The organism is Blastococcus sp. SYSU DS0828, from assembly GCF_054050975.1.
The window spans coordinates 216,907-243,462 of sequence record NZ_JBJHAK010000002.1; the positions used below are offsets into that span (position 1 = coordinate 216,907).

Below are 26,556 nucleotides of genomic sequence, written 5' to 3' on the forward strand. Positions count from 1 at the left end.
GGAGGTCACCGTCCCACCGGAGTACGACGGTTCGGGGCTAGAACGTCCCGCCCCCGCCGCGGCCGCCGCCGCCGAACGAGCCGCCCCCACCGAGACCGCCGCCGCCGAACGACCCTCCCCCGCCGCGGCCGCCGAACCCGCCGCCGCCGAAGCCCCCACCACCGAAGCCGCCGCCGAACCCGCCGCCGTGGCCGCGTCCGCCGCCCAGCAGGATGCCGCCCAGCACGAGGCTGCCGAGGTCCACGCCACCGCGGCGGTACCCGCCCCCGTAGCCGCCGCCGAACCCACCGGGTCCGTACCCGGAATTCCACCGGTCGACGTCGTCCTGCGCCAGGTCGAGGGCGTGCTGGGCCAGCATGCCCGCCTGGTGGGCCTCCCGCAGCGCGCTCACCGGGTCGGTCCCGCCCAGGTCGACGGCTGCCTCCAGGTGCCGCCGCGCCTCGGCGAGCCGGGTGCGCGCCTGGGGACCGACCGCCCCACGGCGGGTGTCGATGAAGTCCGCGGCCGCGGCGACCGCCGAGCGCGCGTTGAGCAGCGACTGCTCCAGCGCCGCCGCGGCCCGGCGGGCCTGGGTCTGCGCGTCGCGGGCCGCCGCGAGCGCCTCCTCGAGCGCGGTGTCGGCGTCCTCGAGCTGCCGGAGCGCGGCCAGCGGGTCACCCGGGGTGCCGTCGGCCGGGTGCAGGGCGGTATCGCAGGCCGCGAGCGCCGACTCGGCGCGGGCGATCTGCGGCTCCAGGCCCGTGCGGTCCCCGGCGGCAACCAGCGCCCGGGCCTCGGCCAGGTCCTTCTCGGTCTCCGCGCGGGCGGCCGCGACCCGGCCGGCGGCGGCGTCGAGGTCGGCGGCGAGCCGGCCGACGGCGTCCAGCAGCGTGCCCGTCTGCGCCGCGGCGTCCTCGGCCGCGCGGATGTCGCCGACGGCGTCGCCGCTGCGCCCCTCGGCCAGCGCCGCCCGCGCCTCCCGGACCTCCTGCTCGGCGGCGGCCAGCCGCGCCCGGGCCTGCTCCACGTTGTCCGCCACGGGAGCGGATGCGGTCGCCGCGTACCGGCTCCGGAGCGCGGCCAGCCGCTGCTCCTCCTGCGGGATCCGGTCGCCCAGCCCGGCCAGCCGCGGCTCCAGCGCGTCCAGCACCTGCGGCGCGTTGTGCTCGAGGTCGCGCAGCCGCTGGAAGGCCTCGCTCTGCTCGTCGAGCCGGGCGCCGGCGGCGCCGGTGAGCGCCAGGATCTCGGCCAGCATCCGGCGGGTGGTGGGCTCGTCCTCCGGGATGTCGTCGTCGAGCTCCTGGCGCAGCGTGAAGGCCCGGGAGAGCTCCTTCCTGGACTGCGCCAGCGCGGCGTCGAAGCCGGCGACGGCATCCTCGCCGTACTGCGACCGGGCGAAGTCGAGGTCCAGCTGCGAGGTCTTCACGGCCTCGTCGAGGTCCAGCAGCGCCTCGCTGGCGCGGCCCTGCAGCTGGTCGGTGGGCACGCCCTCGTACGGATCCGGCTCCCGCCGCCGACCGGGCGGCAGAGCGGTGCCGCTCCGGTTCCGGCGCGAGCGGCTGAGCAGGTAGGCGCCGCCCCCGACGACCGCGAGGCCGCCGAGCACCAGCAGCGGCCCCACCCCGCCGGAGCCGCCGTCGGCGGACCCGGTCGGCTCCTCCGCGGCCGCGCCGCCGTCGCGCAGCAGATCCGCGAACGCCGCCACGCCGCCGGCCCAGTCGCCCTCGCCGAACTGCGGGGCGACCCGCTCGTCGGTCAGCGAGTCGAATTCGGCGCCGGTCACCGGGAAGTCGGCCGGCCGCACCGTGCCGTACTGCCCGTCGTCGACGGCGACGGCCAGCAGCGCGTCCTCCTCGCCGAGTTGGGTCAGCTCGGCCGTGGCCTGGGCCCACTCCTCCTGGTCCGCGCCGTCGAAGCTGGACACGAACACCACGTAGAGGTCGGTCCGGGTGTCGGCGCGCAGGTCGTCGACGACGTCCTGCACCCGCCCGGTGCCACCCTGGAGGACGCCGACCTCGTCGACGACCTGGTCGGGCAGCCGGAACGGCGGCACCGCGTACGCCGGCCCGCCGGTGAGCAGGAGGACGGCGAGCACCCCCAGGACGACGCACAGCCGGCGCACGGAGACCTCCTGGACGGGTGAAGGGGAACCCGGACGACCCTACCGACGGCCGAGGGGTCCGGCCCGACCGCCGTGGGTAGGACTCCTCCGCCGCCGACCCGCCGTGCCGAGGAGACCCGCGTGCCCGAGCCCGACTCCGTCCCCGCCGCCGATCTGCCGCCCCGCACGGTCCGCCGCGCCGGCGGCTGGGCCGTGGGCAACCGGGGGGACGACGAGTACTTCGCCGTCTCCCGGCGGTGCCGCCACCAGCTGGCCGACCTCGCCGAGGGCAGCGTCGACGCCCACGGGTGCCTGGTCTGCCCGTGGCACGGCAGCCGCTACGACGTGCGCACCGGCGAGATGGTGCAGGGGCCGCGCGGCTTCCTCGGCTACCACGGGCCGACGCCGGTCTACACCCAGCTGGTGCGGTTGCTGGGGTCGGTGGCCCGGCTGCGCGTGCGCCGGGCGGTCCGCCGCGGCAACGACGTCGTGGTGACCGACTGAGGCATAGGAAGGTTTTCGTGCGTATCCGGGTGCGAGAACGCACGCAAAGCTTCCTATGCCCGGGGGGCAGGGTCAGCCCTGCTCCTGACGGGGCAGCGGCTCGTCCCGCCCGAGGAAGGGGGTGGGGTCGTCGTCGCCGCGACGGGCCGGCCCCGGACGGGCGGCCGCGGCTGCGTGCAGCGCTTCCTCCGGCGACCGCGGCCGCAGCACGCCGTCGCGGATCTCCTCCGCCCAGTGGCAGCTGACCAGCCGCCCCGGCGCCAGCTCGCGCAGCGCGGGCACCTCGTCGTCGCACCGCGTCTCCTGCCGCCACGGGCAGCGGGTGTGGAACCGGCAGCCGCTGGGCGGGTTCGCCGGCGACGGCAGGTCACCCGCCAGCAGGATCCGCTCCCGCGACTCCTCGACCTCCGGGTCGGGCACGGGGACGGCGCTCATCAGCGCACGCGTGTAGGGGTGCAGCGGCTGCTCGTAGAGGTCGTCGGCCGGCGCCTGCTCCACCAGGGAGCCCAGGTACATCACGCCGACGACGTCGCTGATGTGCCGCACCACCGCGAGGTCGTGCGCGATGACCAGGTAGGTCAGGCCGAGCCGCTCCTGCAGCTCCTCGAGCAGGTTGAGCACCTGCGCCTGCACCGACACGTCGAGGGCGGACACCGGCTCGTCGGCGATCAGCAGGTCCGGCTCGAGCGCCACGGCGCGGGCGATGCCGATCCGCTGCCGTTGGCCGCCGGAGAACTCGTGCGGGTAGCGGCGCAGCGCCGCCGAGGGCAGGCCGACGGCGTCGAGCAGCGTGCGGATCCGCTGCGCGATCCCCTCCTTGCCGCCGCCGATGCCGTGCGCGCGCAGCGGCTCGGACAGCAGCGACTCCACGTTCTGCCGCGGGTCCAGGCTCCCCAGGGGGTCCTGGAAGACCATCTGCATCCGCTGGCGCATCCGCCGCAGTGGCTCGCCCTTGAGCGCGGCGACGTCGGTGCCGTCGAAGAGCACCCGCCCGGCGGTGGGCTCGACCAGGCGCAGGATCGCCCGGCCCAGCGTCGACTTGCCGCAGCCGGACTCCCCCACCAGCCCGTAGGTGGCCCCGCGCGGGACGACGAGGTCGACGCCGTCGACGGCCCGCACGTGCCCGACGGTGCGGTCGAAGAAGATCCCCTGCTTGATCGGGAAGTGCACCTCGAGGCCCTCGACGCGCAGCAGCTCGTCCTGGCCGGGAGCGGTCGGGACGGCGGTCATCGGGCGGCTCCGGAAGCGGTCGCCCCGGCGGTCGGGGACGGCGGGTACTCGATCGGGTGCCGGCAGCGCAGCTCGCGACCGGGGCCGTCGTACTCCAGCGGCACGGTGCTGCCGGAGACCTCGGTCAGGCAGTCGTCGCGGGCGTTGTCGCAGCGCGGCGCGAAGGCGCACCCCTCCGCCCACGGGATGGCGTCGGCGGCCGAGCCGCGGATCGGCGTGAGCGGTGCCCCGCGAGCGGAGTCCAGCCGCGGCACCGAGGCCAGCAGCCCGCCGGTGTAGGGCTGGCGGGGCCGGGCGAAGAGGTCGTGCCGGTCGGCGGTCTCGATGATCTTCCCCGCGTACATGACGTGCACCCGGTCGCAGAGCCCGGCGACCACACCGAGGTCGTGGGTGATCATCACCAGCGCCGTCCCGGTATCGACGACGAGCTCGCGCAGCAGCTCCAGGATCTGCGCCTGGATGGTGACGTCGAGCGCCGTCGTCGGCTCGTCGGCGATCAGCAACCGCGGCGAGCACGCCAGCGCCATGGCGATCAGCGCGCGCTGGCGCATGCCGCCGGAGAGCTGGTGCGGGTACTCCTTCAGCCGGCGCCGCGGGTCGGGGATGCCGACCTTGTCCAGCAGCACGATCGCCTCGTCGGCGGCCTGCCCGCGGTCCATGTCCCGGTGCTCCAGCAGCACCTCGGTCACCTGGGTGCCGATGGGCACGGTGGGATTCAGCGAGGACAACGGGTCCTGGAACACCATGGCCATGTCGGCCCCGCGCAGCCGGCGCAGCGTCCGGTCGTCGGCGCCGACCAGCTCCTGCCCGTCCAGCCGGACCGAGCCGGACACCTGCACGCCGCGCCGGGGCAGCAGCCCCATGATCGCCAGCGAGGTGACCGACTTGCCGCAGCCGGACTCCCCCACGAGACCGATCGTCTCGCCGGGGGCGACGGAGAAGCTGACGCCGTCGACGGCGAGGGTCGGGGCCTCGCCGCGGCGGGTGAACCGGACGGCGAGGTCCTCCACCTCGAGCACCGGTGCCTGCAGGCTGCTCACCTCCGGAACTTCGGGTCGAGGGCCTCGCGCAGGCGTTCCCCGAGCAGCGTGAACCCGAGCGCGACGACGATGATGCACAGCGCCGGCCACACGGCGAGCGCCGGCCGGATGGACAGGAAGTCCTGGGCGTTGGCCAGCATCGCGCCCCACTCGGGCCGGGCGATGTCCGGGTCGCCGAGGCCCAGGTAGGAGAGCGCGGCGGCCTCGATGATCGCCGTCGCCAGGGAGAGCGTGGCCTGGACGATCACCGGCGACAGCGAGTTGGGCAGCACGTGCCCGAACACGATCCGCGTCTTCTTCACCCCGAGCGCCTGCGCGGCGACGGCGTAGTCGCTGCCGCGCTGGGCGAGCATCGAGCCGCGCAGCAGCCGGGCGAACACCGGCACCTGGACGACCGCGATCGCGATCATCAGCGCGTACTGGTTCTGGCCCAGCAGCACCGAGACGGTGATCGCCATGAGCAGGCCGGGGATCGACAGGATGATGTCGACGAACCGCATGACCACGGTGTCGACCCAGCCGCCGAAGGCGCCGGCCAGCACGCCCAGGGCCATGCCGACCACCAGGCCCAGCACGGTGGAGACCACGCCGATGAGGAGCGACTGCCGGGCGCCGTAGACCAGCCGGGAGAGCAGGTCGCGCCCGAGGTTGTCCACACCGAGGGGGAAGCCCTCGCGCGCGCCGGGGATCTCACCGGGCCGGATCTCCGACAGCAGGTACTGGGTGACCGGGTCCCTGGGGGCGAGCAACGGCGCGAACGCCGCCACGACGAGGAAGACCAGGACGATGACCGCGCCGGCGATCGCCACCGGGTCGCGGCGGAGCCGCCGGAACGCGCTGCGGGTGAGCGACAGGCCGCCGTCGCCCTCCGGGAGCCGGCCAGCCCGGGCGGCGAGGGCGTCGATGCGCTCGCGCTTGACCTCACCGAGAGCCGTCATCGGCTGCGCTCCTCGTCCGATTCCGCAGGCGTCATCGGACGCGCACCCGCGGGTCGAGCAGGCCGTACGAGATGTCGACCAGCAGGTTCACCAGCACGTACACCACCGCCAGCATGAGGATGAAGCCCTGGAGGACGGCGAAGTCCCGGTAGGTGATCGCGTCCCGGAGGGTGAGGCCCACCCCGCCGAAGGCAAAGACCGTCTCGGTCAGCACCGCGCCCGACAGGAGCAGGCCGGTCTGCAGCCCGATCGTCGTCGACACCGGCAGCAGGGCGTTGCGGACGACGTGCCGGCGGCGCACGGTCGCCGTCGCCAGGCCCTTGGCGTTCGCCGTCCGCACGTAGTCCTCGTTGACGACGTCGAGGACGGAGGCCCGGGTGATCCGCACGATGATCGCCAGGGGGATGGTGCCCAGGGCGATGGCCGGCAGGATCAGGTGCAGCACGGCGTCCCAGGCGGCGTCCCACTCCCGGGTCATCAGCCCGTCCAGGACGTAGAAGTTGGTGATCCGGGTGGCGTCCATCCGGACGTCCTGGCGCCCCGACCCGGGCAGCCAGCCGAGCTCCACGGCGAACAGCAGCCGGAGCAGGTAGGCGAGGAAGAACACCGGGATCGCCACGCCGATCAGCGAGCCGATGACGGAGGCGGAGTCGAAGAAGCTCCCGTACCGGCGGGCCGCGAGGTAGCCCAGCGGGATGCCCACGCCGATGGCGAAGATCATCGCGAAGACGGTGAGCTCGATCGTGCCGGGGAACCGCTCGAGGAACACCTCGGTGACCGGCCGGCCGTACTGCGTGGAGTTGCCGAAGTCGAGGGTGACCGCTCGCCCCAGGAAGCGGAAGTACTGGACGTAGATCGGCTCGTCGAGCCCGAACAGCTCGTTGTACCGGGCGATCGCCTCCGGGGTGGCGCGCTCCCCCAGCGCGGCCTGGGCGGGCCCCCCGGGGAGGGCGCGCAGCCAGGCGAAGAGCAGCACCGACAGGCCCAGCAGGATCGGGATCAGCTGGAGGAGCCGCCGGACGATGAATCGGAGCACGAGCTCGCGTCACCCTCTCACTGAGCGGATCCGCCCGACAGGCTCGCGGCGGCCCCCGTGCAGGGGCCCGCCGCGAGCCTGCGCGCGGTGGGGGCGAGGGGGTCCTTCCTCAGTCGTCGATCGACACCGTCGAGAAGTCCTCGGCCGTCAGCGGGCTGGGCTCGAGGCCCTGGACGTCGTCGGCGACGACGAGCGCCGGGGGCGAGTGCGAGATCGGCACCGCCGGCAGGAACTCCTTGATCAGCCGGTTGGCCTCCTGGTACAGCTCCGTCCGGTTCGCCGGGTCGGGCTCGGAGTCGGCCTCGGCCAGCGCGGCGAAGATCTCCGGAGCGCTGAACGCGCCGAACTCCGCGGACGCCTGGTTGTTCTGGTCCTCGGCGAAGAAGGTGCCGATGAAGTTGTAGGCGTCGTTGTAGTCACCGGTCCAGCCGAGCAGGTGGACGTCGGCCTGGCCGGTCTGCACCGCCTGCAGGTAGTCCGGGTTCCACTGGAGGGCGGTGGGCTGCACCTGGAAGCCGACCTCCTGCAGGTCCTCGCTGATGACCTGGAACATCGCCGCCGGGTCCGGCAGGTACGGCCGGCTGACGTCGGTCGGGTAGTAGAACCGCAGCGTCGTGCCGACGGCGCCGGCCTCCTCGAGCAGCTGGCGCGCCCGCTCGGGGTCGTACTCGTAGGTCGGCACGTCCTCGGCCCAGCCGTCGACCGTCGGCGGCATGAAGTTCGTGGCCACCTCGGCGCCCTCGGGGAGCAGCGAGTTCACGATCGTCTGGCGGTCGATGGCGTGGGCCAGCGCCTGGCGGACCCGGATGTCCTGCAGGGCCGGGTTCGCCTGGGTGCCCTCGACGTTCCCGTGGTTGATGCCGAGGTACAGGATGTTGAACGGATCGCGCACCAGCACCTGGAAGCCGGCGTCCTCGAGGCGCTGGTAGTCCGCCGGGGCCACGAAGTCGTAGCCGTCGATCGCACCGGACTCCAGCTCCTGCCGGCGGGTGTTCCCCTCCGGGATGGTGCGGAAGATGATCCGGTCGAGCAGGGCCGGCTCGCCCCAGTAGTCCTCGTTGCGGACGATGGTGACCTCACCGTTGCCGCGGTCCCAGTTCTCGAACCGGAAGGGGCCGGTGCCGGTCGGGTGCTCGAGGGCGTACTCGGTGTAGCTGATCGCGTCCTCGCTGCCGGACAGGTTGTCGGCGTCGTACTCCTGCAGGGCCGTCGGGCTCTGGATGGAGAAGGCGGGCAGCGAGAGCGCGGCGGGGATCTTGCTGGTCACCTGGTTGAACGAGATGACGGCGGTGTTCTCGTCGACCGCCTCGCAGCCCTCGTAGATGCCGGGGTTGTCGCTGTCGGCGAAGCCGCCGAACACCGCCTGGTAGTAGTACGTGGCGCTCGGGCTCTGGGCCAGGCCCTCGAAGTTGTGCCAGCGGTCGAAGTTGAAGCACACCGCCTCGGCGTTGAAGTCCGTCCCGTCGTGGAACTGGACGTCCTCGCGCAGGTTGAAGGTGTACTCGAGGCCGTCCTCGCTGACCTCCCAGTCCTCGGCGAGCGCCGGCACGAGCTCGGTCGTGCCGGGCTCGTTGGTGAGCAGCCCCTCGTGGATCTGGCGGGCGATGCGGAAGGTCTCGCCGTCGCTGGCGAAGGCGGGGTCGAACATCGCCGGGTCGCCGGCGGCCCCGAAGACGAGCGTGCCGCCGGACTGCTCCTCGCCGCTGCCCTCGCCTCCACCGCCCTCCCGGTCGCTGGACGCGCAGGCCGACAACGTGACTGCCGTGAGGGCTGCCGCTGACGCGGCGAGCGCACGGGTGGAGCGACGGGACATCGCGGAAGACCTGCCTTCTCGGCCCTCTCGGGCCGGACGAGCTCCGGACGGGGCAGCCGAGGACGTGCAGGACGTCCACCAGGCGGAGCCCGACCCTAGGACGCCGGGGTCCGTGGCGGCGCGGCTCGGACGCCCATCGACACCATCTCGTGACTTTTCCCGCCGTTCACCCACCGGTCCCCCGCCGGCTGCCCGCCCGTCGCCCGGCCCAGGCGCCGGCCTCAGGCGTCGATGCGGCGGCGTCCCTCGAAGGCCCGGCCGAGGGTCACCTCGTCGGCGTACTCGAGGTCACCGCCCACCGGCAGGCCGCTGGCCAGCCGCGACACGGCGAGCCCCATCGGGCCGACCAGCCGCGCCAGGTAGGCCGCGGTCGCCTCGCCCTCGAGGTTCGGGTCGGTGGCGATGATCAGCTCCGTGACCGCGCCGTCCATCAGCCGCGTCATGAGCTCCTTGACCCGCAGGTCGTCCGGGCCGACGCCGTCGATCGGGCTGATCGCCCCGCCGAGCACGTGGTACCGGCCGCGGAACTCGCGGGTGCGCTCGATCGCGACGACGTCCTTGGGCTCCTCGACCACGCACAGGACGTCGTCGGACCGGCGCGGGTCGCGGCAGATGCGGCACTGCTCCGCCTCGGCGACGTTGTAGCAGGTCACGCAGAAGCGGACGGACTCCTGCACCCGGGTCAGGGCGGCCACCAGGCGGCTGACGTCAGCCGACTCGGACGACAGCAGGTGGAAGGCGATGCGCTGGGCGCTCTTGGGCCCGACGCCGGGCAGGCGACCGAGCTCGTCGATCAGGTCCTGGACGGCACCCTCGTACACGGTGCTCCTCTGCTGCGAAGTGGATCGGGCGGGCGCGCCCGATCAGAGGCCGGGCAGCCCCATGCCGCCGCCCAGGCCGCCGGCCAGCGGCCCCATGCGGCTGGCGGTCAGCTCGTCGGCGGCGCGCTTGGCGTCGCGGACGGCCGCGACGACGAGGTCCTGCAGGGTCTCCAGGTCGTCGGGGTCGACGGCGTCCGGCGCGATGGTGACCGCGGTGAGGTCGCCGTCGCCGGTCATCGTCGCCGAGACCAGGCCGCCGCCGGCGGTGCCGGTGACCTCGGTGGCCGCCAGCTCCTGCTGGGCGGCGGCGAGCTGCTGCTGCATCTGCTGCGCCTGCTTCATGAGCTGCGACAGGTCGGGCTGCTGGCCTCCGGGGAACATGCCATGAGAGTAGGCCGAGCCTGCGACAGGGGACGGCGCGCCGCCCGGGCCGCCTGCGTCGAGGAGCTGGTCGACCCCCTGCCGGAACCCGTCGCGAGCCTGCGAGCGGCGGGGCAGGGGGTCCTTCCTCAGCTGTCGACCGGTCGGGCGCCCAGCTGGGCGCGGAGCAGCTGCAGGGCCGCCTGCTCCTGGTCGACGACGGGCTCGGGCTCGCGGTCGCCGCCGGCGGAGCTCTCCGCCGCCCGCTCGGCCATGAGCTCCCGCGCCTCGGCCACCTCCGCCGCCCGTGCCGCCTCGCGGGCCGCCGCCGGCGCCACGGGGGGCCCGCCGGCGGCGGGGCCGGCGCCCTCCACGACGACGTCCACCCGCCAGCGGACGCCGAGCAGCTCGTTGAGCGCGTCGCGCACCACGTCCTTGTTCAGGTCGTCGCCGAGCCGCCGGGCCAGGGCCGGCGAGGCGGTCGAGAGCGTGAGGACGCCGTTGGCGAGCTGGTGCACCTGGGCGCTCTGCAGCAGCGCCTCGGTGGTGCGCTTGTGCTTCTTCACCACGGCGCGCAGCTCCGGCCACACCCGGCGGACGTCGGTGGTGGTCAGCTCCCCGTCGCCGGCCGGCTCCTCGGGGTTGGCCGACACGACCGGCGTCGGCTCCCCGCCCCGGGGGGCGGGCGCGGACTCGGCGGCGGCCCGCGGCGGGGACGCCGGCGGACGCGGCTGCTCCACCCGGGCGGCCGCGGCCCGGACGGCGCCGGGCTGGGCCGGGTGCGGCCAGTCCTCGTCGTCGGTGGGCTCCGGCGGCAGCGGGATGTCCGGTTCCTCCGCCGTCACCCGCGGGCGACGGGCGGGGTCCCCGCCGGCCGGAGGTGCGGACGGCGGGGGCGTGGACGGCGGAGCCGCGGACGGCGCGGTGCGGGGACGGCTACCCGGCTGGGCGGTCTCCGGCCAGTCGTCGGCCGGCGCCGGACGGGCGCCCCCGCCCGGTCGCGCGGTCTCGGGCCAGCCGTCCGCGGCCGGTGCGGCAGGGGTCGGCCGGGCGGCCGCTGCCGGAGCGGCCGGCTGCGCAGCCGGTGCCGGAGCGGCCGGCTGCGCAGCCGGTGCCGGAGCGGTCGGCTGCGCGGCCGGCGCGGGAGCGGCCGGCTCGGCCGGCGCCTGCGACCTGCGGACGAACTCCCGTCGCGGGCCGGACGGGGCGGCCCGGTCCGGCTCGGGGGCCGGTGCCGCCTCGACCGGCGCGCCCTCGCGGGAGCCGATCTCCTCCCTCGGCCGCCCGGCGTGCTCGCCGGCGATGGACATCCGGCGCTCGAGCCGCTCCAGGCGCTGCAGCGTCGCGGCGGCCGATCCGTCGGTGGCCGGGAGCAGCATCCGCGCGCAGACCAGTTCCAGCAGCAGCCGCGGCGCCGTCGTCCCCCGCATCTCGGTGAGACCCTCGTGGACGGTGTCGGCCATCCGCGACAGCGTCGCCGAGCCCAGCGCCTGGGCCTGCTGGTTCATCAGGTCGAGCCGGTCGGGCGGGCAGTCGAGCAGCCCGTTGCCCCCGGCCTCGGGCACGGCGTCGAGCACGATCAGGTCGCGCAGCCGGTCGAGCAGGTCGGTGGCGAAGCGGCGGGGGTCGTGCCCGGCCTCGACCACCCGGTCGACGGCCCGGAAGACCCCCGGGGCGTCGTGCGCGGCGAGCGCGTCGATGGTCTCGTCGAGCAGCGCGTCGTCGGTGACGCCGAGCAGCCCGACCGCGCCCTTGTAGGTGACGCCCTCGGGCCCGGCCCCGGCCAGCAGCTGGTCGAGGATCGACAGCGAGTCACGGACCGAGCCGCCGCCGGCCCGCACCACCAGCGGGAAGACAGTGGGTTCGACGGTGACGCCCTCGGCCTGGCAGGTCTTCTCCAGCAGGGTGCGCAGCGTCGTCGGCGGCACCAGCCGGAACGGGTAGTGGTGGGTGCGCGACCGGATGGTCGGCAGCACCTTCTCCGGCTCCGTCGTCGCGAAGACGAAGACCAGGAACTCCGGCGGCTCCTCGACCACCTTGAGCAGGGCGTTGAAGCCCTGCGTGGTCACCATGTGCGCCTCGTCGACGATGTACACCTTGTAGCGGCTGCTCACCGGCGCGAAGAACGCCCGCTCGCGCAGGTCGCGGGCGTCGTCGACGCCACCGTGGCTGGCCGCGTCGATCTCGATGACGTCCAGCGAGCCCGGCCCGTCGGGCGCCAGCGCCACGCACGAGGCGCACACGCCGCACGGCGTGGACGTCGGCCCCTGCTCGCAGTTGAGCGAGCGGGCCAGGATCCGCGCCGACGACGTCTTGCCGCACCCGCGCGGGCCGCTGAACAGGTACGCGTGGTTGATCCGGCCGCCGTCGACCGCGTTCACCAGGGGCGCGGTGACGTGCTCCTGCCCGACCACCTCGGCGAAGGTCGCCGGGCGGTACTTGCGGTAGAGCGCCAGAGCCACGGGGCGAGGTTACGTGCCGGCCCCGACACGGCGGCGCACGCCGGTGGCCACGGCCGTGGACCGGTCGCGGGACGCGGAGGGCTCCCGACCGGGACATGGGCAGCGGCTGCGCGCACCAGGGGGCGGGCACCTGGCCGCGGTGCGGTCCGGGGGCCGCCGGCGGCACAGCGAAGGACCCCCCGCGCACCCGCCAGAGCCTGCTTATCCTTGCTGCCTTCCGGCCCTGGGGAGGTTCACAGGATGACGCCACGCGAGGGGTCGTCCACCACTGTAGAGGACCGGTCGCCGGCCACCGCCGCGCGCCCCGAACGCGACAGGCCCCGGTGCGGACACCGGGGCCTGTTCCTGCTGCGGAGGATGGGAGATTCGAACTCCCGAGGGGTTGCCCCCAACCCGCTTTCCAAGCGAGCGCCATAGGCCACTAGGCGAATCCTCCAGGTACGGCGTCGATGGTACCGGGCGCCGTCGGGCGGCTCGCCGGGACACCGCGGGGAGGCCCCCGGGGGCGGCGTGCGGCATCCTCACCGGAGAGCGGTTGACCGGGTGGTCGGCGGGGAAGGGCCCGCACCTGCGGGCTGCACAGGAGGAGGGCGCGGGACATGGGCGAGCACGACGAGATCCGGCCGGACGTCGTCGAGACGATCGTCGGTGTGCTCAAGGGCGGCGACGCCGCGGCGCTGCCGGCCGGCGCCACCGCGGCGGAGAAGACGGCGGCGAAGGACCGCTACCTGTCGGAGTTCGCCGCCGAGCGGAGCAAGCGCGACCGCCAGGCACAGGCGTGGGAGCTGCTGCTCACCCGCAGCTACGACGAGCCGCCCACCTGGCAGCGCATCTTCGACGACCTCGACGCCGACGTGCACACGGAGCTGGGCGAGCTGTACGACGTCCTGCCCGTGGGCGCGCAGGAGGAGTACGCACGCCGGTACGGCGTGCCCTCCACGGTCTGACCGGGCGCGCCCCGCCACCGATGACCCCACCCGGCACCGCGCCCGGCCGCCTCGTCGCCGGGCGCTACCGCCTGGAGGCGCAGATCGGCGGCGGCGCGATGGGCACCGTGTGGCTGGCCCGCGATGAACTGCTGGGCCGGCAGGTCGCGGTCAAGCAGGTGGTCTTCCCCCTGGGCGCCGGCGAGCGGCAGATCGACGACCAGCGCCAGCGGGCTCTGCGCGAGGGGCGGATCGCCGCACGGTTGACCCATCCGCACGCCATCTCCGTCTACGACGTCGTCCTCGAGGACGGCGTGCCGTGGCTGGTGATGGAGTACCTGCCCTCGCGCAGCCTGGCCGCGGTCCTCATCGAGGAGGGGGTGCTGCGCGAGGACCAGGTGGCGCAGATCGGCGCCCAGGTCGCCGACGCCCTGGCCGCCACCCACGCGGCCGGCATCGTGCACCGGGACGTGAAGCCCGCCAACGTGCTCATCGGCCGGGGGGACCGCGTCGCCGGGCTGGTCAAGATCACCGATTTCGGCATCTCGCACGCCCGCGACGACGTCATGCTCACCCGAACGGGGCAGATCACCGGGACGCCCGCCTTCCTGGCGCCCGAGGTGGCCCAGGGCAAGGAGATGACCGAGGCCAGCGACGTCTTCTCCCTCGGCGCCACGCTCTACACCTGCCTGGAGGGCGTGCCGCCGTTCGGCATGGAGGAGAACGCGCTCGCCATGCTGCACCGGGTCGCCGGTGGCCAGGTCCGCCCCCCGCGCCGCGCCGGTGCGCTGACCGCGCCGCTGCAGCGGATGCTCGCCGCCGATCCGGCCGACCGCCCGACCATGACCGAGGTGCGCGACGAGCTGGCCGCGCTTGCCGGCGGGCGCGACGGCGACCCGACCACGGTGCTGCGCGCACCGACCGATCTGCGCCCGTCCTCCGGCCCGGCCGGGACGGCGGTCTTCCCGGCGGGGGCGTTCGGCACGGCGGCGTTCGGCACGGCGGCCGCGGACGCCGCTGCGCGCACACCCACACCCGTCCCCGCGGCCGCACGCACACCCGCCCCACCCCCGTCCACCGACCGACCGGGCGCCACGGCTGCACCGCCCCGGCGCCGCCGGCGGGGGGCGTGGCTGGCCGCCGGCCTCCTCGCCGCGGTGCTGTTCGGTGGCCTCGGGGTGTGGCTCGCCACGGCGGGCGACGAGGACCCGGCCGGCTCGGCGAGCGGCGCGGCGACGTCCTCACCGGCACCGGCGACCACCAGCGAGCAGCCGTCGCCGACGGCCACGACCGAGCCGACGCAGCCGACGCAGCCCTCCCCACCCCCCGACGAGGACGACGAGGACGACGAGGACGACGAGGACGACGACGAGGACCGGCCCCGGGACGATCCGCTGTCCGAGCGGAACGTCCGCGACTTCGTGCGGGAGTACCACCGGTTGGTCATCACCGATCCGGCGGCCGCCTGGGAGCGGACCGGCCCCACGCTGCGGAACAGCATCAGCTACCAGGGCTACCAGGACTTCTGGGACGATTTCCGCGACGTGCGGGTGAGGGACGTCGAGGTGCAGGAGGACGGGACCACCGCGATCGCCGACTTCGAGTTCCGCTACCCGGACGGCGAACGCGTCCGGGAGCGCCACCGGCTCACCTTCGCCGTCGGCGACGACGGCCGGCTGGTGCTCGACTCCGACGTCCCGCTCTGACCCCCCTCGGGGTCGGCCCGGCCCGCCCCGGCCCCGGCGGGGGTCAGGTCCGCTCGCTCACCGCGCCCTTCTTGATCCAGATCCGGCGCTGGGCCCGCTTGGCGACCGTCGAGTCGTGCGTGACGATCACCACGGTCAGCCCGCGCTCCCGCCAGTGGTGCTCGATCAGCTCCATGATCTCGTCCCGGGTCTGCTCGTCGAGGTTGCCCGTGGGCTCGTCCGCGAGCAGCACCCGCGGCTCCTTCGCCAACGCCCGGGCGAGCGCGACCCGCTGCTGCTGGCCGCCGGAGAGCTCCGAGGGCAGGTGGCCGGCGCGGTCGTCCAGCCCGACGTCGGCCAGCGCCCTGGCCGCCCGCTCGGCCCGCTCCTGGGCGGGCACGCCGAGCGGAACGAGACCGGTCTCGACGTTCCGCTGCGCGGTGAGCGTCGGCACCAGGTTGAAGCCCTGAAAGACGAACCCGATGGTGCGTGCGCGCAGCGCGGTGAGCCCGCCCTCGTCCAGGGCCGAGAGCTCCTGCCCGTCGAGGGTGATCGACCCGGACGTCGGCCGGTCCAGCGCCCCCAGCAGCTGCAGGAGGGTGGACTTGCCCCCGCCCGTCGGCCCCTGGACGGCGACCATCTCACCGGCGCCGATCGCGAGATCGACGTCGCGCAGGGCGTCGACGGTGCCGTTCTTCGTGGTGTAGCGCTTCGCGGTCTGGCTCAGGACGTACATCGGGACCTCCGGGTCCGGCGGAGTGGGAAGGAGCAGGGTCGGGGCAGCGGGCTCAGGCGACACTGCGCAACGCCTCCGCCGGGCGCATGCGCGAGGCACGCCAGCCACCGACCGCGCCCGCCAGCAGCCCACCGAGGACGGCGATCGCCACGGCCAGGAGCACGGTGGTCACCGTGACCGGGGCGGAGAGAGTCACCGCGACCGCCGAGGCGGCGTCCGCCGCCTCGCGCCCAGGACCGCCGAAGCCGCCCGGGCGGCCACCCGCGCCGGCACCGGCACCGGCACCGGCACCGGAGGAGGCCACCGTGGCCGAGAGCTCCGGCGCGACCAGGTTGATCACCAGGACCGCGCCGAGGCCGAGCGCCAGACCGACGGCGCCGCCGAGCAGTCCCTGGGCGAGCGACTCCCCCATCACCTGGCCGACGACGCGGCGGCTGCGCCAGCCCAGCGCCTTGAGCGTGCCGAACTCACGGACCCGTCGGCTCACGCCGGAGAGCGTGAAGAGGACCGCGAGCACGAAGGCCGCGAGCAGGACCAGGGCGGCCAGCCAGGTGCCGAGCGTGCGAGCGAGCTCCGAGGCGCTGGACAGCGAGCCGGACACCTCGCCGGCCAGGTCGTCGGCGGTGCTGACGATGGCGTCGGGGAGGGTGGTCTCGATCGCGGTCTGCACCTCGTCGATCACGTCGGCGGACGCGGCCTGCACGTACAGGGTCGACAGCTGACCGCTCTGCTCGGCGAGCGTCTGCAGAGTGTCCAGGGGCACGAAGACGTCGGCCGCCGTGGTGGCCGACGCCGAGGCGGAGGAGACGATGCCCACCACGGTGAAGTCGGTCCCCCCGAGGGTGACCGTCCCGTCGACGGCGACGTCGTTCTCCGCCGCGTAGGTGGCGTCCACGAGGGCGACCTGGGCACCGGCGTCGGACTCGGTGAGCGCGCGGCCCTCGTCCAGCGTCGTGGAGCTCAGCGGGCCGACGGCCTCGGCGGTGAGGTCGACGCCCTCGATGTCGATGCTCGTGACGCTGAAGGAACCACCGCTGCCCGGGCCGGTCGCCGAGCCGTCGTCCGCACTGCCGGGGGCGGGCATCTGCCCGCTGCCGAAGTCGGGGATCTCCCCCGTGAAGCTGGTGCTGGTCATGCTCAGCGTCCCCGCGACGGCGCTCACCCCGTCGATGCCGGCCACGCTCTCGACCGCGGCGGCGTCCATCGTGGCGCCGGAGGTCCGCAGTTGGTCCTGGTCGAACGAGCGGCGACCGCCGGCGGCCTCCGTGCCCTCCTGGTCGAACTGGAAGGTGGGCGGACCACCCGCCGTCCCGCCGCCTCCGGCGGCTGCGTCGGGGCGCTGGGGCGGCGTGCTCACGGTGATGTCGGTGCCGACGCCGTAGACGGACTCCAGGACCTCGTCCTGCGCGTCGCCCACACCTGCGGTCACCGAGGTGACGGTGATGACCAGCGCGATCGCCAGGCCGAGCCCGAGCGCGACGAGCAGGGACTGCCGGCGTCGTTGGCGCAGCTCGCGCCGCAGGTAGGTGAAGAACATTCGTCGCTCCGCGGTGTCGAAAGGTTGCATGCCGCAATGGCGGCTTCGACAGAGTGGAGGCGGAACGATCAGGAGCCCTGTGGCCCGGCTGCCAGTTCCCTGGGAGCGGTGGGAGGTGGCTCACACAGCACGACGGCGGCGCCCAGCGGGGCGCCGCCGTCGTCAGCTGGCGGTGGCGGTGGGATTTGAACCCACGGAGGCTTGCACCTCACACGCTTTCGAGGCGTGCTCCTTCGGCCGCTCGGACACGCCACCGCCGAAGAGACTACAGGCCCCGCTGACGGCGGAAGAAGGCACGTAGCAGCGCGCCGCACTCCTGCGCCCGCACGCCGCCGGTGACCTCGGGCCGGTGGTTGAGCCGCCGGTCCCGGACGACGTCCCAGAGCGACCCCGCGGCGCCCGCCTTCGGGTCCTCCGCGCCGTAGACGACCCGGTCCACCCGCGACAGCACGCTGGCCCCGGCGCACATCGTGCACGGCTCCAGGGTGACCACCAGGGTGCAACCCGACAGCCGCCAGCCGTCGCCGTGCACCCGCGCCGCGGCGCGCAGGGCCAGCACCTCCGCGTGCGCGGTGGGGTCGCCGAGCTTCTCCCGCTCGTTCGCCGCCTCGGCGAGCACCGCCCCGTCCGGCCCGAGGACGACGGCGCCGATCGGCGTGTCCCCCCAGCTCTCGGCAGCGGCCGCCAGCTCCAGCGCCCGGCCCATCGCGGCGTCGAAGGGTTCCGGCCCGGTCACGGACGCTCCGCGGGAGGATCCGCGAAGCTCGTGCCCTGCCCACAGGGGTGGGCAGGGCACAAGCTTCGCGGGAACACCTGTGGCCGTGGCCGGATCGCCGTCACGCCTCCTCCAGCGGGAAGCCCACGAGCCGCGACAGCTCGGCCAGCGCGGCGTCGGGGGTGACCACCTTGATGGTCGAGAAGCCCAGGGCCCGGGCCGGCTTGAGGTTGATGCCCAGGTCGTCGAGGTAGGCGCAGTCGGTGGCCTCGATGCGGCGCCCCACCGCCTCCGACAGCCGGTCGAGCGCCCGCCGGTAGATCTCCGGCTCGGGCTTGCGCACGCCCTCGACCGAGGACTCCACGATCGCGTCGAACAGCCCGAGCAGGTCGCCCAGCCGACCGGTGCGCTCCATCGGCGCGACGTTGTTCGACAGCAGCGCCAGCGGCAGCCCCGCCGCGCGCAGCCGGCGCACCGCGGTGACCATCGCCGGGCGGAGCTCCCCCTGCAGCGCCGCGAGCACCCGCGCCGCCTCGATCCGGTGGCCGAGTGCCGCGGCCTCGGCCTCGAAGGCGGCGCAGAACCCGGCGACGTCCAGCTCGTTGCGCTCGAACCGCGCCCAGGCGTTGGTGTCGGGGTCGGTCGAGTTGAGCTGCCGGATCAGCCCCTCGGGCAGGCCCGCCTCCCGCTCGTAGGCGGCGAAGGCGACCATCGGGCTCTCGGTGAGCACCCCACCCAAGTCGAAGACGACCGCGGACACCGTCACGACCGCACCGCCGCGGCCAGCTCGTCGGCGAACCCCAACCGGGCGGCGATCCGCTCCACCATCTCGTCGGCCCACAGGTCGTCGGCGGTCACGATCGGTCGCAGCTCCTCGGCGGGCAGCCCGTCGTCGGCGAACAGGTCCAGGTCGCCGCCGGGCCAGCCGGTCTCGTCGTCGTCGAAGGCGCCGTCGGTGTCGACGCCGATGCCGTAGCGCTCCACCACCTCGGCGGCGAGCACCCACTCCAGCATCGTGGCGTCGGAGATCAGCGCCCGCACCATGCCGCCGGGGCCGTGCCGCAGCGCGACGAAGTACAGCCGGGAGTCGACGACCAGCACGAACGGCGGCGGCCACCCCCCGGTGCCCGGCTCGCCGAGCGCGCGCTCCAGCACCGGCAGCTCGTCACCGGCGTCGGCCGCGAGCAGCTCCACCTCCCACCGGGAGGCGACGCGGGACACCCGGACCGCGTAGCTCGGCGGTCCCGCCACGGCGCCCTCGCTCATCGCTTCCGCAGCACGGTCAGGCCGTCGGCGAGCGGCAGCAGCGCCGTCTCCCACCGGGGGTCGGCGGCCAGCGCGGCGTTGAGCTCGGCGAGCGCGTGGTCGGACTCGTCCTGCGGGTCCAGCACCCGCCCATCGCGCAGCGTGTTGTCCAGGAGCACCACCCCGTTGCGCGTCATCCTCGGGTGCAGCTCCTCGACGTAGGCGGCATAGCCGGTCTTGTCGGCATCGACGAACGCCAGCTCGAAGGTCTCCGCGGCCGGCAGCGCGCGCAGCGTCGCCAGGGCATCGCCGAGGCGCAGCTCGATCCGGTCCGCGACCCCGGCCCGCGCCCAGTGCCGCCGCGCCACCGCCGTCCACTCCTCGCTGCGGTCCAGGCACAGCAGGGAGCCGTCCGCCGGCAGCCCCTGGGCGATGCAGAGCGCGGAGAACCCGGTGAAGGTGCCGATCTCGATCGCCGTCCGGACGCCGAGCGCAGCGGTGAGCAGCCGCATGAGCACGCCCTGCTCGGGGGCGATCTGCATGGTGGCCGGGGCCTCGCCGCGCTCGGCCATCTCCGCGGTCTCCCGGATCAGGCCGGCCATCACCTCGTCCACCGGGTCGGAGGAGGCGCGCACGTAGTCCGCCAGCTCGGGGGTGAGCAGGAACGACCGGGGCGTCATGGCGTGCAGGGACGACGGAGCGGGTGGGTCGGCGTCATAGCCTCTGATCATGGCCGATACCGCCCGCCCCGGGGCCACCCCCGTCGGCGGGGCACCGTCGTTCCCGGTCCCGACCATGCCCGCTCCCCCGGTCGGCGTCGTCGGCCTGGGCCAGCTGGGCGGCTCGCTGGCCGCCGCGCTCGTCGCCGCCGGCCGACCCGTGTCCGGCTGGGACGTCGACCCCGCCGCGCGGGACGCCGCCGCCGCGCGTGGCGTCCGCATCACGCGGGAGCTCTCCGGCGTGGTCGTCCTCGCCGTGCCGCTGCCGGCGATGGCGAGCGCGCTGGACGGGCTGGCGGTCGACCCCGACGCCACGGTGACCGACCTCGGCTCGGTGAAGGTACCGGTGCTCGACGCGCTGGGACCCGCCCTGGGCCGGCGCTTCGTGGGCGGGCACCCGATGTGCGGCACGGAGCGGTCGGGGCACGGGGCCACCGACCCGGAGCTGTTCGCCGGGGCCCGCTGGGCGCTCTGCCTGGAGCCGGGCACCGAGCTGCCGCGGTGGCTGCGGGTGGCCGAGGTGGCGCTCGCGGTCGGCGCGGAGGTCGTGCCGGTCACCGCCGCCGAGCACGACGACGCCGTGGCCGCGATCAGCCACGTCCCGCACCTGCTCGCCGCGGCCCTCGCCACCGCGGCGGCTGGCGCCGGTCCCCTCGCCCTGGCCCTCGCCGCCGGCAGCTTCCGCGACGGCACCCGGGTGATCGGCAGCGACCCGGGCTTCGTGACGGCGATGGTCGAGGGCAACGCCGGGCCCACGGCAGCGGCGCTGGAGCGCGTCCGGGAGCAGCTGTCCCGCCCCTGGCCCGAGCTGGTGGCCGCGGGGCACGCCGTCGCCACCCGGACGAGCGGCCGGCGCACGGTGCGCGTGCCGCTGGACCGGGCCGCGCTGCTCGCCCTCGGCCGCGCGGGCGGGGCGGTGCACCGCCGGCTGGCCGCCTTCGTGGAGGGCTGGGTGCCCGGCGAGGGCTGACCGCGCACGGGGACACGGGTGCCACGGTTTCGCGACCGCGTCCCCGGGCACGGATCCGGGCATGGACGAGCAGGACATCTTGAAGCGCATCCACGCCCTGGTGGACGAGGAGCACGCGCTGCGCGAGAGCAGCGAGCACACCGACGACACCCGGGCCCGCATGAGCAAGCTCGAGGCCGACCTCGACCAGTGCTGGGACCTGCTGCGGCAGCGCCGCGCCAAGCGGCAGTACGACGAGGACCCCGACGAGGCCCAGCCCCGCCCGGAGCCGCAGGTCGAGAGCTACCTCCAGTAAGAGGACCTCGTCCTCCTCACCGCTCGCAGGCTCGCGGTGAGCCTCTGGACGAGGCCACGGGGTGACCGGTCGAGCAGGCGGCTCCCGTCCCTAAGCGGAGCGGCGGGCCGGTTCCCCGTGCTCGGTGCCCAGCAGCGCCAGCTGCCAGAGCAGCCGGGACCGGGGGTCGGTCACCTTGCGGCCGGTCACCGACTCGATGCGCCGCAGCCGGTGCATGACCGTGTTCCGGTGGCAGTAGAGGGCGTCCGCAGCCCGCGTGGGTGACCCGTCGGTGGCGAGGAAGGCCGCCAGCGTGTCCAGCAGCACGGCGCGCTCGTCCTCGGGCAGCTCCAGCAGCCCGCCGAGGGACTGGCCCACGAGCCGCGACCTGATCTCGGGCGAGTTGCTCAGCAGCGCCTCGGGCAGCCGGTCGTCGATGCTGACCACACGGCTCGACCCGGCCGGCAGGGTCCGCACCGCCGTCTCGGCCAGGCGGTAGGCCGCCCCGACCGCCGCCGCCCCCTCCACCACGTCGGACACCCCGACGGGGCCGTGCGCGGTCCCCCGCAGCAGGGCGAGCAGGTCACCGGGGCGGGTGGTGCCCAGCGCGACGAGCCCCACCTGCGCGTCGCCGCGCAGGCCCCAGACCGAGCGCACCCCACGCTTGAGCAGCGTGTCGCCGGGAGAGCGCAGCGCCGGCTCGCCGTCGGGCCCCGGCAGCGCCACGACCGCCATGAGCCGCCCGTCCAGCGGCACGGTCAGCATCTCGGCGGCGCCACGCACGAACGCCGGGTCGCTGCCGCGGCCGTCCAGCAGCCCGTCGAGCGCCTGCTGGCGGGCCGACTCGTCCACACCCTCCAGGCGCCGCTGCTCCTCGCGGTAGCCCTCGGCCAGCGCGCCGCACTCGGCGTCGTTGGTGCGCCACACCGACCCGGCGACCTCGAGCAGGAGGGTGTCGTGCTGCCCGCTCCCGTCACGGGAGACCGCCAGCAGCGCCTCCCACGTCACCTGCCCGCCGAGGCGGTAGGCCCGGAGCACCGCCTCCAGGGGGATCCCCTGGGCGGCCCGCCGGCGCCCCACGGCCCGGGCCGACGCCAGGTGCGGGGTGCCGGTGCCCGACGCCGCGGCCATCAGCGACCGCAGCCCGCCCTCCAGGTTCGACCGCGTCGAGGAGCGCAGGTCCTGCTCGGACTCCGCCACCAGCTCGCGGTAGGCGGGCTCGGTGCGGACCAGCACGTCGACCATCCGGTCGGTCATCGCGTCCAGCTGCTCCATCAGCCGCGGCGTCAGCTCGGCGAGCCTCGTCGCCACCTCGGGGCGAAAGGGCTGCACGCGCTCACCTCCTCCGGACGCACCGCTGACAGCACAACACGACAGGCCCGCGGATGTGCGCTGCGCCCATTGTGAAGGGCGACACGCGCCGAGGTGTGGTGCGCAACCGAGTCGTGACCCAATCGAGGCCGGGATCGGCCGCCCTCGACGAGGCCGCACGGGCCGCCGATGGCGCCCCGGTATCGACCTGGCAACAGGTCGACACACAGCACAACACGCTCTTGTGATCGCTGTGCGGTGCGCCCATTGTGACGGGTGACACGGCCGGGCAGTCTCAGCGGGACGTACTCGCGACCTGACCGCCACCACCCACAGCCGGGTGGTGCCTCACCGATGCGAAGGAGCAGTGGGCCCCTTGGCGCAGCCGCTTGGCAGCCAGCGAACACAGGACACGACGCCCACCGCCCGGCTCGAGATGACCGGGATCAACGTCGCCTTCGGCGGCGTGCTCGCCCTGACCGACGTCTCCGTGACCGTGGAGCCGGGCCAGGTGCACGGCCTCATCGGCCCCAACGGCGCCGGCAAGACGACGTTGTTCAACGTCGCCTGCGGCCTGGTCCGCCCGACGTCGGGCCGGATCGTCTGGCGCGGTGAGGAGATGCGCCGGCTCAAGCCGAGCAAGCTGACCTCCCTGGGCATCGCCCGCACCCTGCAGGGCGTGGGCCTGTTCCCCGGCATGACGGTGCTGGAGAACGTGATGGTCGGGGCCCATCGCCACGCCGGTGCCGGGTTCTTCTCGGCCCTGCTGGCCCTGCCGATGTCGGACAAGGACGAGCGGCAGCTGCGCGAGCGGGCCCTGCGGGCGCTGGCCGAGCTCAACGCCGTCGAGTACGCCGGCCGCTACCCCGGCTCGCTCCCCTACCCGGTGCAGAAGCGGGTCGCCCTGGCCCGGGCGCTGGTCGCCGAGCCCGACCTGCTGCTGCTCGACGAGCCCGCCAGCGGCCTCTCCGAGGACGAGATGCACGAGCTGGGCGACCTCATCCGCTCGGTCGTCGGCCGGATGAGCGTGCTCCTCGTCGAGCACCACATGGACCTCGTCATGCGCGTCTGCGACCGGATCACCGTGCTCGACTCCGGCAAGCAGATCGCCGCCGGCACCCCGGCCGAGGTGCAGGCCGACCCCGCCGTCACCGAGGCCTACCTCGGGGACGCCGTGGACGCCGAGCACGACGCCGCCGAGCTCCACCACGCCGACGGAGGACGCCCCCATGCCTGAGACCCACGGCAGCACCGCACTGTCGGCCACCGGCGGCACCGGCACCGCCACGCGCCTGCTCGAGGTCGAGGGGCTCACCTCGGCGTACGGGCCGGTCCGGGCCCTCGACGGCGTCTCCCTCGCCGCCGAGACCGGGCGGATCACCGCCGTCCTCGGCGCCAACGGCGCCGGCAAGACGACCCTGCTGCGCACCATCAGCGGTCTGGTCCGTCCCGTCTCCGGCCGGGTCGTCCTCGACGGCGAGGACATCACCAAGGCCCCGGTCGAGTCGATGGTCGCCAAGGGGATGGCGCACGTCCCCGAGGGCCGCGGCGTCATCTCCGAGCTCACCGTCGACGAGAACCTGCGCGTCGGTGCGCTGTTCCGCGGCAAGGTCGGCAAGGAGGAGTTCGACCGGGTCTACGACCTGTTCCCCCGCATCGCCGAGCGCAAGAACAACGCCGCCCACACGCTCTCCGGCGGTGAGCGGCAGATGCTGGTCATCGGCCGCGCGCTGCTGGCCAAGCCCCGCGTCCTGCTGCTCGACGAGCCCTCCCTGGGCCTGGCCCCGCGGATCGTCGCCCAGATCTTCGGGCTGCTCCGCCAGCTGGTCGACTCCGAAGGGCTCTCGGTGCTGCTCGTCGAGCAGAACGCTCGCAGCGCCCTGTCGGTCGCCGACGTCGGCGTCGTCCTCAACCTCGGCAAGGTCGTCGTCACCGACGACGCCCGCACGCTGATGGCCGACGAGGACCTCCGGCACGCCTACCTCGGCTTCTGACCCGCCCGCCCCCTCCGGTCAAGGAAGGCACACTTCGTGCAGCAGTTCGTGAACGTGACCCTCACCGGGTTGACCCAGGGCATGATCTACGCGGCCTTCGCCCTCGCCCTGGTGCTCATCTGGCGCTCGACCCGCATCGTCAACTTCGCCCAGGGCTCGATGGCCGCCGCCACGACCTTCATCGCCCTGGCCCTGATCCAGGCCGGCCAGTCCTACTGGGTCGCCCTGATCGTCGCCCTCGCCTCCGGCTTCGTGCTCGGCGCGATCGTCGAGCGGGTGATCATCCGTCCCGTCGAGGGTGGCCCGGAGCTGAACGCGGTGATCGTGACCCTCGGCCTCTTCGTCGCGATCCAGGCGGCGATCGCGATCATCTTCGGCTCGTCGTTCCAGTCGTTCCCCACGCCGTTCGGCGTGCGCGGCCTGGAGATCGGTGACTCGACCATCCCGCTGACCCCCACCAGCATCTACGTCATCAGCTCGGTCCTGGTGGTCATGGGCCTGCTGGTGGCCCTCTTCCGCTTCACCCGCATCGGCCTGGCCATGCGCGCCTCGGCGTTCAGCCAGGAGGTCGCCCGGCTCCTCGGCGTCAAGGTGGGCGGCATGCTCACCCTCGGGTGGGGCCTGGCCGCGGTCGTCGGCTCGCTCTCCGGGCTGCTCATCGCCGGCGGCACGTTCGTCTGGCCGGCCTACATGGACGCCCTGATCGTCTTCGGCTTCGTCGCCGCGATCATCGGCGGCCTCGACTCCCCGGTCGGCGCGATCGTCGGCGGGCTGATCCTCGGCCTGGCGCTCAGCTACGTGAGCGGCTACGCCCCCCGCGGCAGCGCGCTGGTCAACATCTCCGCCCTGGTCATCCTCATCGTCGTCCTCCTCGTGCGACCTGGTGGCCTGTTCAGCAGCAGCACGGCTCGGAGGGCATGACGATGAGCGACCTGCAGAGCTCCACGTCCACGAGCGGCACGCCCGGCAAGGCGGGCAAGGCCACCGAGGAGGCGCCCGTCGAGGCCACCGCCGGCGGGGACACGCCCTCGGCCCCGGCGAAGACCGGCCGCTCGTTCCTGCCGCAGTCCACGCTGCTGCGCCACCTGCTCGTGCTGCTCGGCGCGGCGGTGCTCGCGGTCCTGCTGCTGGAGATGACCAGCCCCTACCGCAACTCGCAGCTGGCCACGCTCACCTACTACGCGATCGCCGCGGGCGGGCTGACCGTGCTCACCGGCATCAACGGCCAGATCTCGCTCGGGCACGGCGCGCTCATGGCCGCCGGCGCCTACACCACGGCGCTGTTCCTCGACGCCGACGAGCCGCTCCCGCTGCCGCTGATCCTGCTGGTCGCCGTCGTGGTGGCCACGGCGATCGGCGCGCTCGTCGGGGTGGCCGCGGCCCGGCTGCACGGCCCGTACCTGGCCGGCGCGACGCTGGCGCTGGCGGTCGGGCTCCCCGGGCTGGCGATCTACTTCCACGACATCTTCGGTGGCGAGCAGGGCATGCGGGTCCGCGCCCCGCAGGCGCCGGACTGGTTCGACAGCTTCATCAGCACGGTGTCGGGCAACTCGGCCTCGAGCACCAAGTGGCTGGCCTACGTCGGCGCGATCTGCCTGCTGATCACGTACTTCTTCCTCGCCAACCTGATGCGCAGCCGCATCGGGCGCACCTGGCGGGCGGTGCGCGACCAGGAGGTGGCCGCGGAGCTGGCCGGCATCAACCTCGGCGCCTGGCGGGTGCTGGCGTTCGTCGTCAGCGCCGCGGCGGCCGGGCTCGCCGGCGGCGTGCTGGCCATCGTGGTCCGCCTCGCCGCGCCGAGCGGCTTCACGATCGTGCTGTCGCTGGCGCTGCTCACCGCGATCGTGATCGGCGGTCTGGGCAGCCTGCTCGGCGCCCTGCTCGGGTCCGCCCTGCTGGTCTTCCTGCCGCCGTTCGTCACCAACCTCGGCGGGGACCTCGGCCTGAGCCAGACCGAGGCGGCCCAGCTGGCGCCGTTCGTCTACGGCGTCGTGCTCATCGTCGTGATGATCTTCGTCCCGGCCGGGTTCGTGGGCACCATCCGCCTCCGCTGGATGACCCGCAAGGCCAAGCGGGCGATGGCCCAGGCCAACGCCGACGGCGCCAGCAGGGGGTGAGCACGACCCCTTCCGACCGCTCCACCAGACCCTTCCGCACCAC

The 26,556-nt window shown here is 74.5% G+C and carries 25 protein-coding genes, 2 tRNA genes and 1 other RNA gene; 9 read left to right on the forward strand and 19 right to left on the reverse strand.

Annotation, left to right across the window (positions count from 1 at the left end; all coding sequences use genetic code 11):
* Positions 1–37: 37 nt before the first annotated feature.
* A complete protein-coding gene (locus ACI79Q_RS02720; protein ID WP_456614091.1) occupies positions 38–2,101 on the reverse strand; it encodes a TPM domain-containing protein in 2,064 nt (687 codons plus the stop codon).
* A 120-nt stretch (positions 2,102–2,221) separates the two neighbouring features.
* Between ACI79Q_RS02720 and ACI79Q_RS02725 the strand changes: the two genes are divergently transcribed.
* A complete protein-coding gene (locus ACI79Q_RS02725) occupies positions 2,222–2,584 on the forward strand; it encodes a Rieske (2Fe-2S) protein (RefSeq protein ID WP_456614092.1) in 363 nt (120 codons plus the stop codon).
* Between the two features lie 72 nt (positions 2,585–2,656).
* Here the strand turns inward: ACI79Q_RS02725 and ACI79Q_RS02730 are convergent, their stop codons facing one another.
* The 10 genes from ACI79Q_RS02730 to ACI79Q_RS02775 form a co-directional block, all read right to left on the reverse strand.
* The gene (locus tag ACI79Q_RS02730) at positions 2,657–3,814 is read right to left on the reverse strand and encodes an ABC transporter ATP-binding protein (RefSeq protein WP_456595759.1); all 1,158 of its coding nucleotides are present in this window, start codon (positions 3,812–3,814) and stop codon (positions 2,657–2,659) included.
* Positions 3,811–4,854, reverse strand: coding sequence for an ABC transporter ATP-binding protein (locus tag ACI79Q_RS02735; RefSeq protein WP_456595758.1), 1,044 nt, complete (start codon positions 4,852–4,854; stop codon positions 3,811–3,813). Before ACI79Q_RS02735 ends, ACI79Q_RS02730 begins: the two co-directional genes overlap by 4 nt.
* Positions 4,851–5,792: an ABC transporter permease gene (locus ACI79Q_RS02740; protein WP_456588240.1), complete on the reverse strand. Its 942-nt coding sequence runs from the start codon at positions 5,790–5,792 to the stop codon at positions 4,851–4,853. Before ACI79Q_RS02740 ends, ACI79Q_RS02735 begins: the two co-directional genes overlap by 4 nt.
* Positions 5,793–5,823: 31 nt before the next feature.
* Positions 5,824–6,828, reverse strand: a complete 1,005-nt coding sequence (locus ACI79Q_RS02745; RefSeq protein WP_456588241.1) for an ABC transporter permease — start codon at positions 6,826–6,828, stop codon at positions 5,824–5,826.
* 109 nt (positions 6,829–6,937) lie between these two features.
* Positions 6,938–8,641 carry an ABC transporter substrate-binding protein gene (locus ACI79Q_RS02750; RefSeq protein WP_456591088.1) on the reverse strand — a complete coding sequence of 568 codons (1,704 nt, stop codon included), beginning with the start codon at positions 8,639–8,641 and terminating at the stop codon, positions 6,938–6,940.
* 221 nt (positions 8,642–8,862) lie between these two features.
* On the reverse strand, positions 8,863–9,462 hold the full coding sequence (recR, locus tag ACI79Q_RS02755) for a recombination mediator RecR (RefSeq protein ID WP_456568695.1): 600 nt from the start codon (positions 9,460–9,462) through the stop codon (positions 8,863–8,865).
* 42 nt (positions 9,463–9,504) lie between these two features.
* Positions 9,505–9,843 (reverse strand): YbaB/EbfC family nucleoid-associated protein, encoded by a 339-nt coding sequence (locus ACI79Q_RS02760; RefSeq protein WP_456591087.1) that lies wholly within the window; start codon positions 9,841–9,843, stop codon positions 9,505–9,507.
* A gap of 128 nt (positions 9,844–9,971) precedes the next feature.
* Positions 9,972–12,284: a DNA polymerase III subunit gamma and tau gene (locus ACI79Q_RS02765; RefSeq protein ID WP_456614093.1), complete on the reverse strand. Its 2,313-nt coding sequence runs from the start codon at positions 12,282–12,284 to the stop codon at positions 9,972–9,974.
* A gap of 167 nt (positions 12,285–12,451) precedes the next feature.
* An RNA gene (ffs, locus tag ACI79Q_RS02770) (signal recognition particle sRNA small type) lies at positions 12,452–12,547 on the reverse strand.
* Between the two features lie 88 nt (positions 12,548–12,635).
* A tRNA-Ser gene (locus tag ACI79Q_RS02775) sits at positions 12,636–12,720 on the reverse strand.
* 163 nt (positions 12,721–12,883) lie between these two features.
* On the opposite strand from ACI79Q_RS02775, the gene ACI79Q_RS02780 reads away from it, so the two are divergent.
* Both ACI79Q_RS02780 and ACI79Q_RS02785 read left to right on the forward strand, forming a co-directional pair.
* Positions 12,884–13,231 carry a hypothetical protein gene (locus tag ACI79Q_RS02780; RefSeq protein WP_456591085.1) on the forward strand — a complete coding sequence of 116 codons (348 nt, stop codon included), beginning with the start codon at positions 12,884–12,886 and terminating at the stop codon, positions 13,229–13,231.
* Positions 13,232–13,251: 20 nt separating this feature from the next.
* Entirely contained in the window at positions 13,252–14,916 is a 1,665-nt protein-coding gene (locus ACI79Q_RS02785) for a serine/threonine-protein kinase (RefSeq protein WP_456591084.1), read from the forward strand.
* Between the two features lie 43 nt (positions 14,917–14,959).
* Here the strand turns inward: ACI79Q_RS02785 and ACI79Q_RS02790 are convergent, their stop codons facing one another.
* The 7 genes from ACI79Q_RS02790 to ACI79Q_RS02820 form a co-directional block, all read right to left on the reverse strand.
* The gene (locus ACI79Q_RS02790; protein ID WP_456614094.1) at positions 14,960–15,631 is read right to left on the reverse strand and encodes an ABC transporter ATP-binding protein; all 672 of its coding nucleotides are present in this window, start codon (positions 15,629–15,631) and stop codon (positions 14,960–14,962) included.
* A 52-nt stretch (positions 15,632–15,683) separates the two neighbouring features.
* A complete protein-coding gene (locus ACI79Q_RS02795; RefSeq protein WP_456591082.1) occupies positions 15,684–17,198 on the reverse strand; it encodes an ABC transporter permease in 1,515 nt (504 codons plus the stop codon).
* A gap of 137 nt (positions 17,199–17,335) precedes the next feature.
* A tRNA-Ser gene (locus ACI79Q_RS02800) sits at positions 17,336–17,423 on the reverse strand.
* A 10-nt stretch (positions 17,424–17,433) separates the two neighbouring features.
* Positions 17,434–17,904 (reverse strand): nucleoside deaminase, encoded by a 471-nt coding sequence (locus ACI79Q_RS02805; protein ID WP_456591081.1) that lies wholly within the window; start codon positions 17,902–17,904, stop codon positions 17,434–17,436.
* Positions 17,905–18,004: 100 nt separating this feature from the next.
* Positions 18,005–18,649: an HAD-IA family hydrolase gene (locus tag ACI79Q_RS02810; protein WP_456614095.1), complete on the reverse strand. Its 645-nt coding sequence runs from the start codon at positions 18,647–18,649 to the stop codon at positions 18,005–18,007.
* Positions 18,646–19,134 carry a tRNA adenosine deaminase-associated protein gene (locus ACI79Q_RS02815; protein WP_456614096.1) on the reverse strand — a complete coding sequence of 163 codons (489 nt, stop codon included), beginning with the start codon at positions 19,132–19,134 and terminating at the stop codon, positions 18,646–18,648. Before ACI79Q_RS02815 ends, ACI79Q_RS02810 begins: the two co-directional genes overlap by 4 nt.
* Before the next feature lie 11 nt (positions 19,135–19,145).
* Positions 19,146–19,808 (reverse strand): O-methyltransferase, encoded by a 663-nt coding sequence (locus tag ACI79Q_RS02820; RefSeq protein WP_456614097.1) that lies wholly within the window; start codon positions 19,806–19,808, stop codon positions 19,146–19,148.
* A gap of 49 nt (positions 19,809–19,857) precedes the next feature.
* Between ACI79Q_RS02820 and ACI79Q_RS02825 the strand changes: the two genes are divergently transcribed.
* Positions 19,858–20,817, forward strand: coding sequence for a prephenate dehydrogenase (locus ACI79Q_RS02825; protein ID WP_456600543.1), 960 nt, complete (start codon positions 19,858–19,860; stop codon positions 20,815–20,817).
* Between the two features lie 61 nt (positions 20,818–20,878).
* Positions 20,879–21,112, forward strand: a complete 234-nt coding sequence (locus ACI79Q_RS02830; RefSeq protein ID WP_456591076.1) for a DUF2630 family protein — start codon at positions 20,879–20,881, stop codon at positions 21,110–21,112.
* Positions 21,113–21,202: 90 nt separating this feature from the next.
* On the opposite strand, the gene ACI79Q_RS02835 is transcribed toward ACI79Q_RS02830, so the two are convergent.
* Positions 21,203–22,423: a PucR family transcriptional regulator gene (locus ACI79Q_RS02835; RefSeq protein WP_456600542.1), complete on the reverse strand. Its 1,221-nt coding sequence runs from the start codon at positions 22,421–22,423 to the stop codon at positions 21,203–21,205.
* A gap of 346 nt (positions 22,424–22,769) precedes the next feature.
* Between ACI79Q_RS02835 and ACI79Q_RS02840 the strand changes: the two genes are divergently transcribed.
* The 4 genes from ACI79Q_RS02840 to ACI79Q_RS02855 are packed head-to-tail and all read left to right on the forward strand — an operon-like array spanning position 22,770 to position 26,513.
* Positions 22,770–23,639, forward strand: coding sequence for an ABC transporter ATP-binding protein (locus tag ACI79Q_RS02840; protein WP_456591074.1), 870 nt, complete (start codon positions 22,770–22,772; stop codon positions 23,637–23,639).
* Positions 23,632–24,396, forward strand: a complete 765-nt coding sequence (locus tag ACI79Q_RS02845; protein WP_456591073.1) for an ABC transporter ATP-binding protein — start codon at positions 23,632–23,634, stop codon at positions 24,394–24,396. The genes ACI79Q_RS02840 and ACI79Q_RS02845 overlap by 8 nt, the downstream gene beginning before the upstream one ends.
* A gap of 36 nt (positions 24,397–24,432) precedes the next feature.
* A complete protein-coding gene (locus ACI79Q_RS02850; RefSeq protein WP_456591072.1) occupies positions 24,433–25,317 on the forward strand; it encodes a branched-chain amino acid ABC transporter permease in 885 nt (294 codons plus the stop codon).
* Positions 25,318–25,319: 2 nt separating this feature from the next.
* Positions 25,320–26,513 (forward strand): branched-chain amino acid ABC transporter permease, encoded by a 1,194-nt coding sequence (locus ACI79Q_RS02855; protein WP_456591071.1) that lies wholly within the window; start codon positions 25,320–25,322, stop codon positions 26,511–26,513.
* The last annotated feature ends 43 nt before the right edge of the window (positions 26,514–26,556 follow it).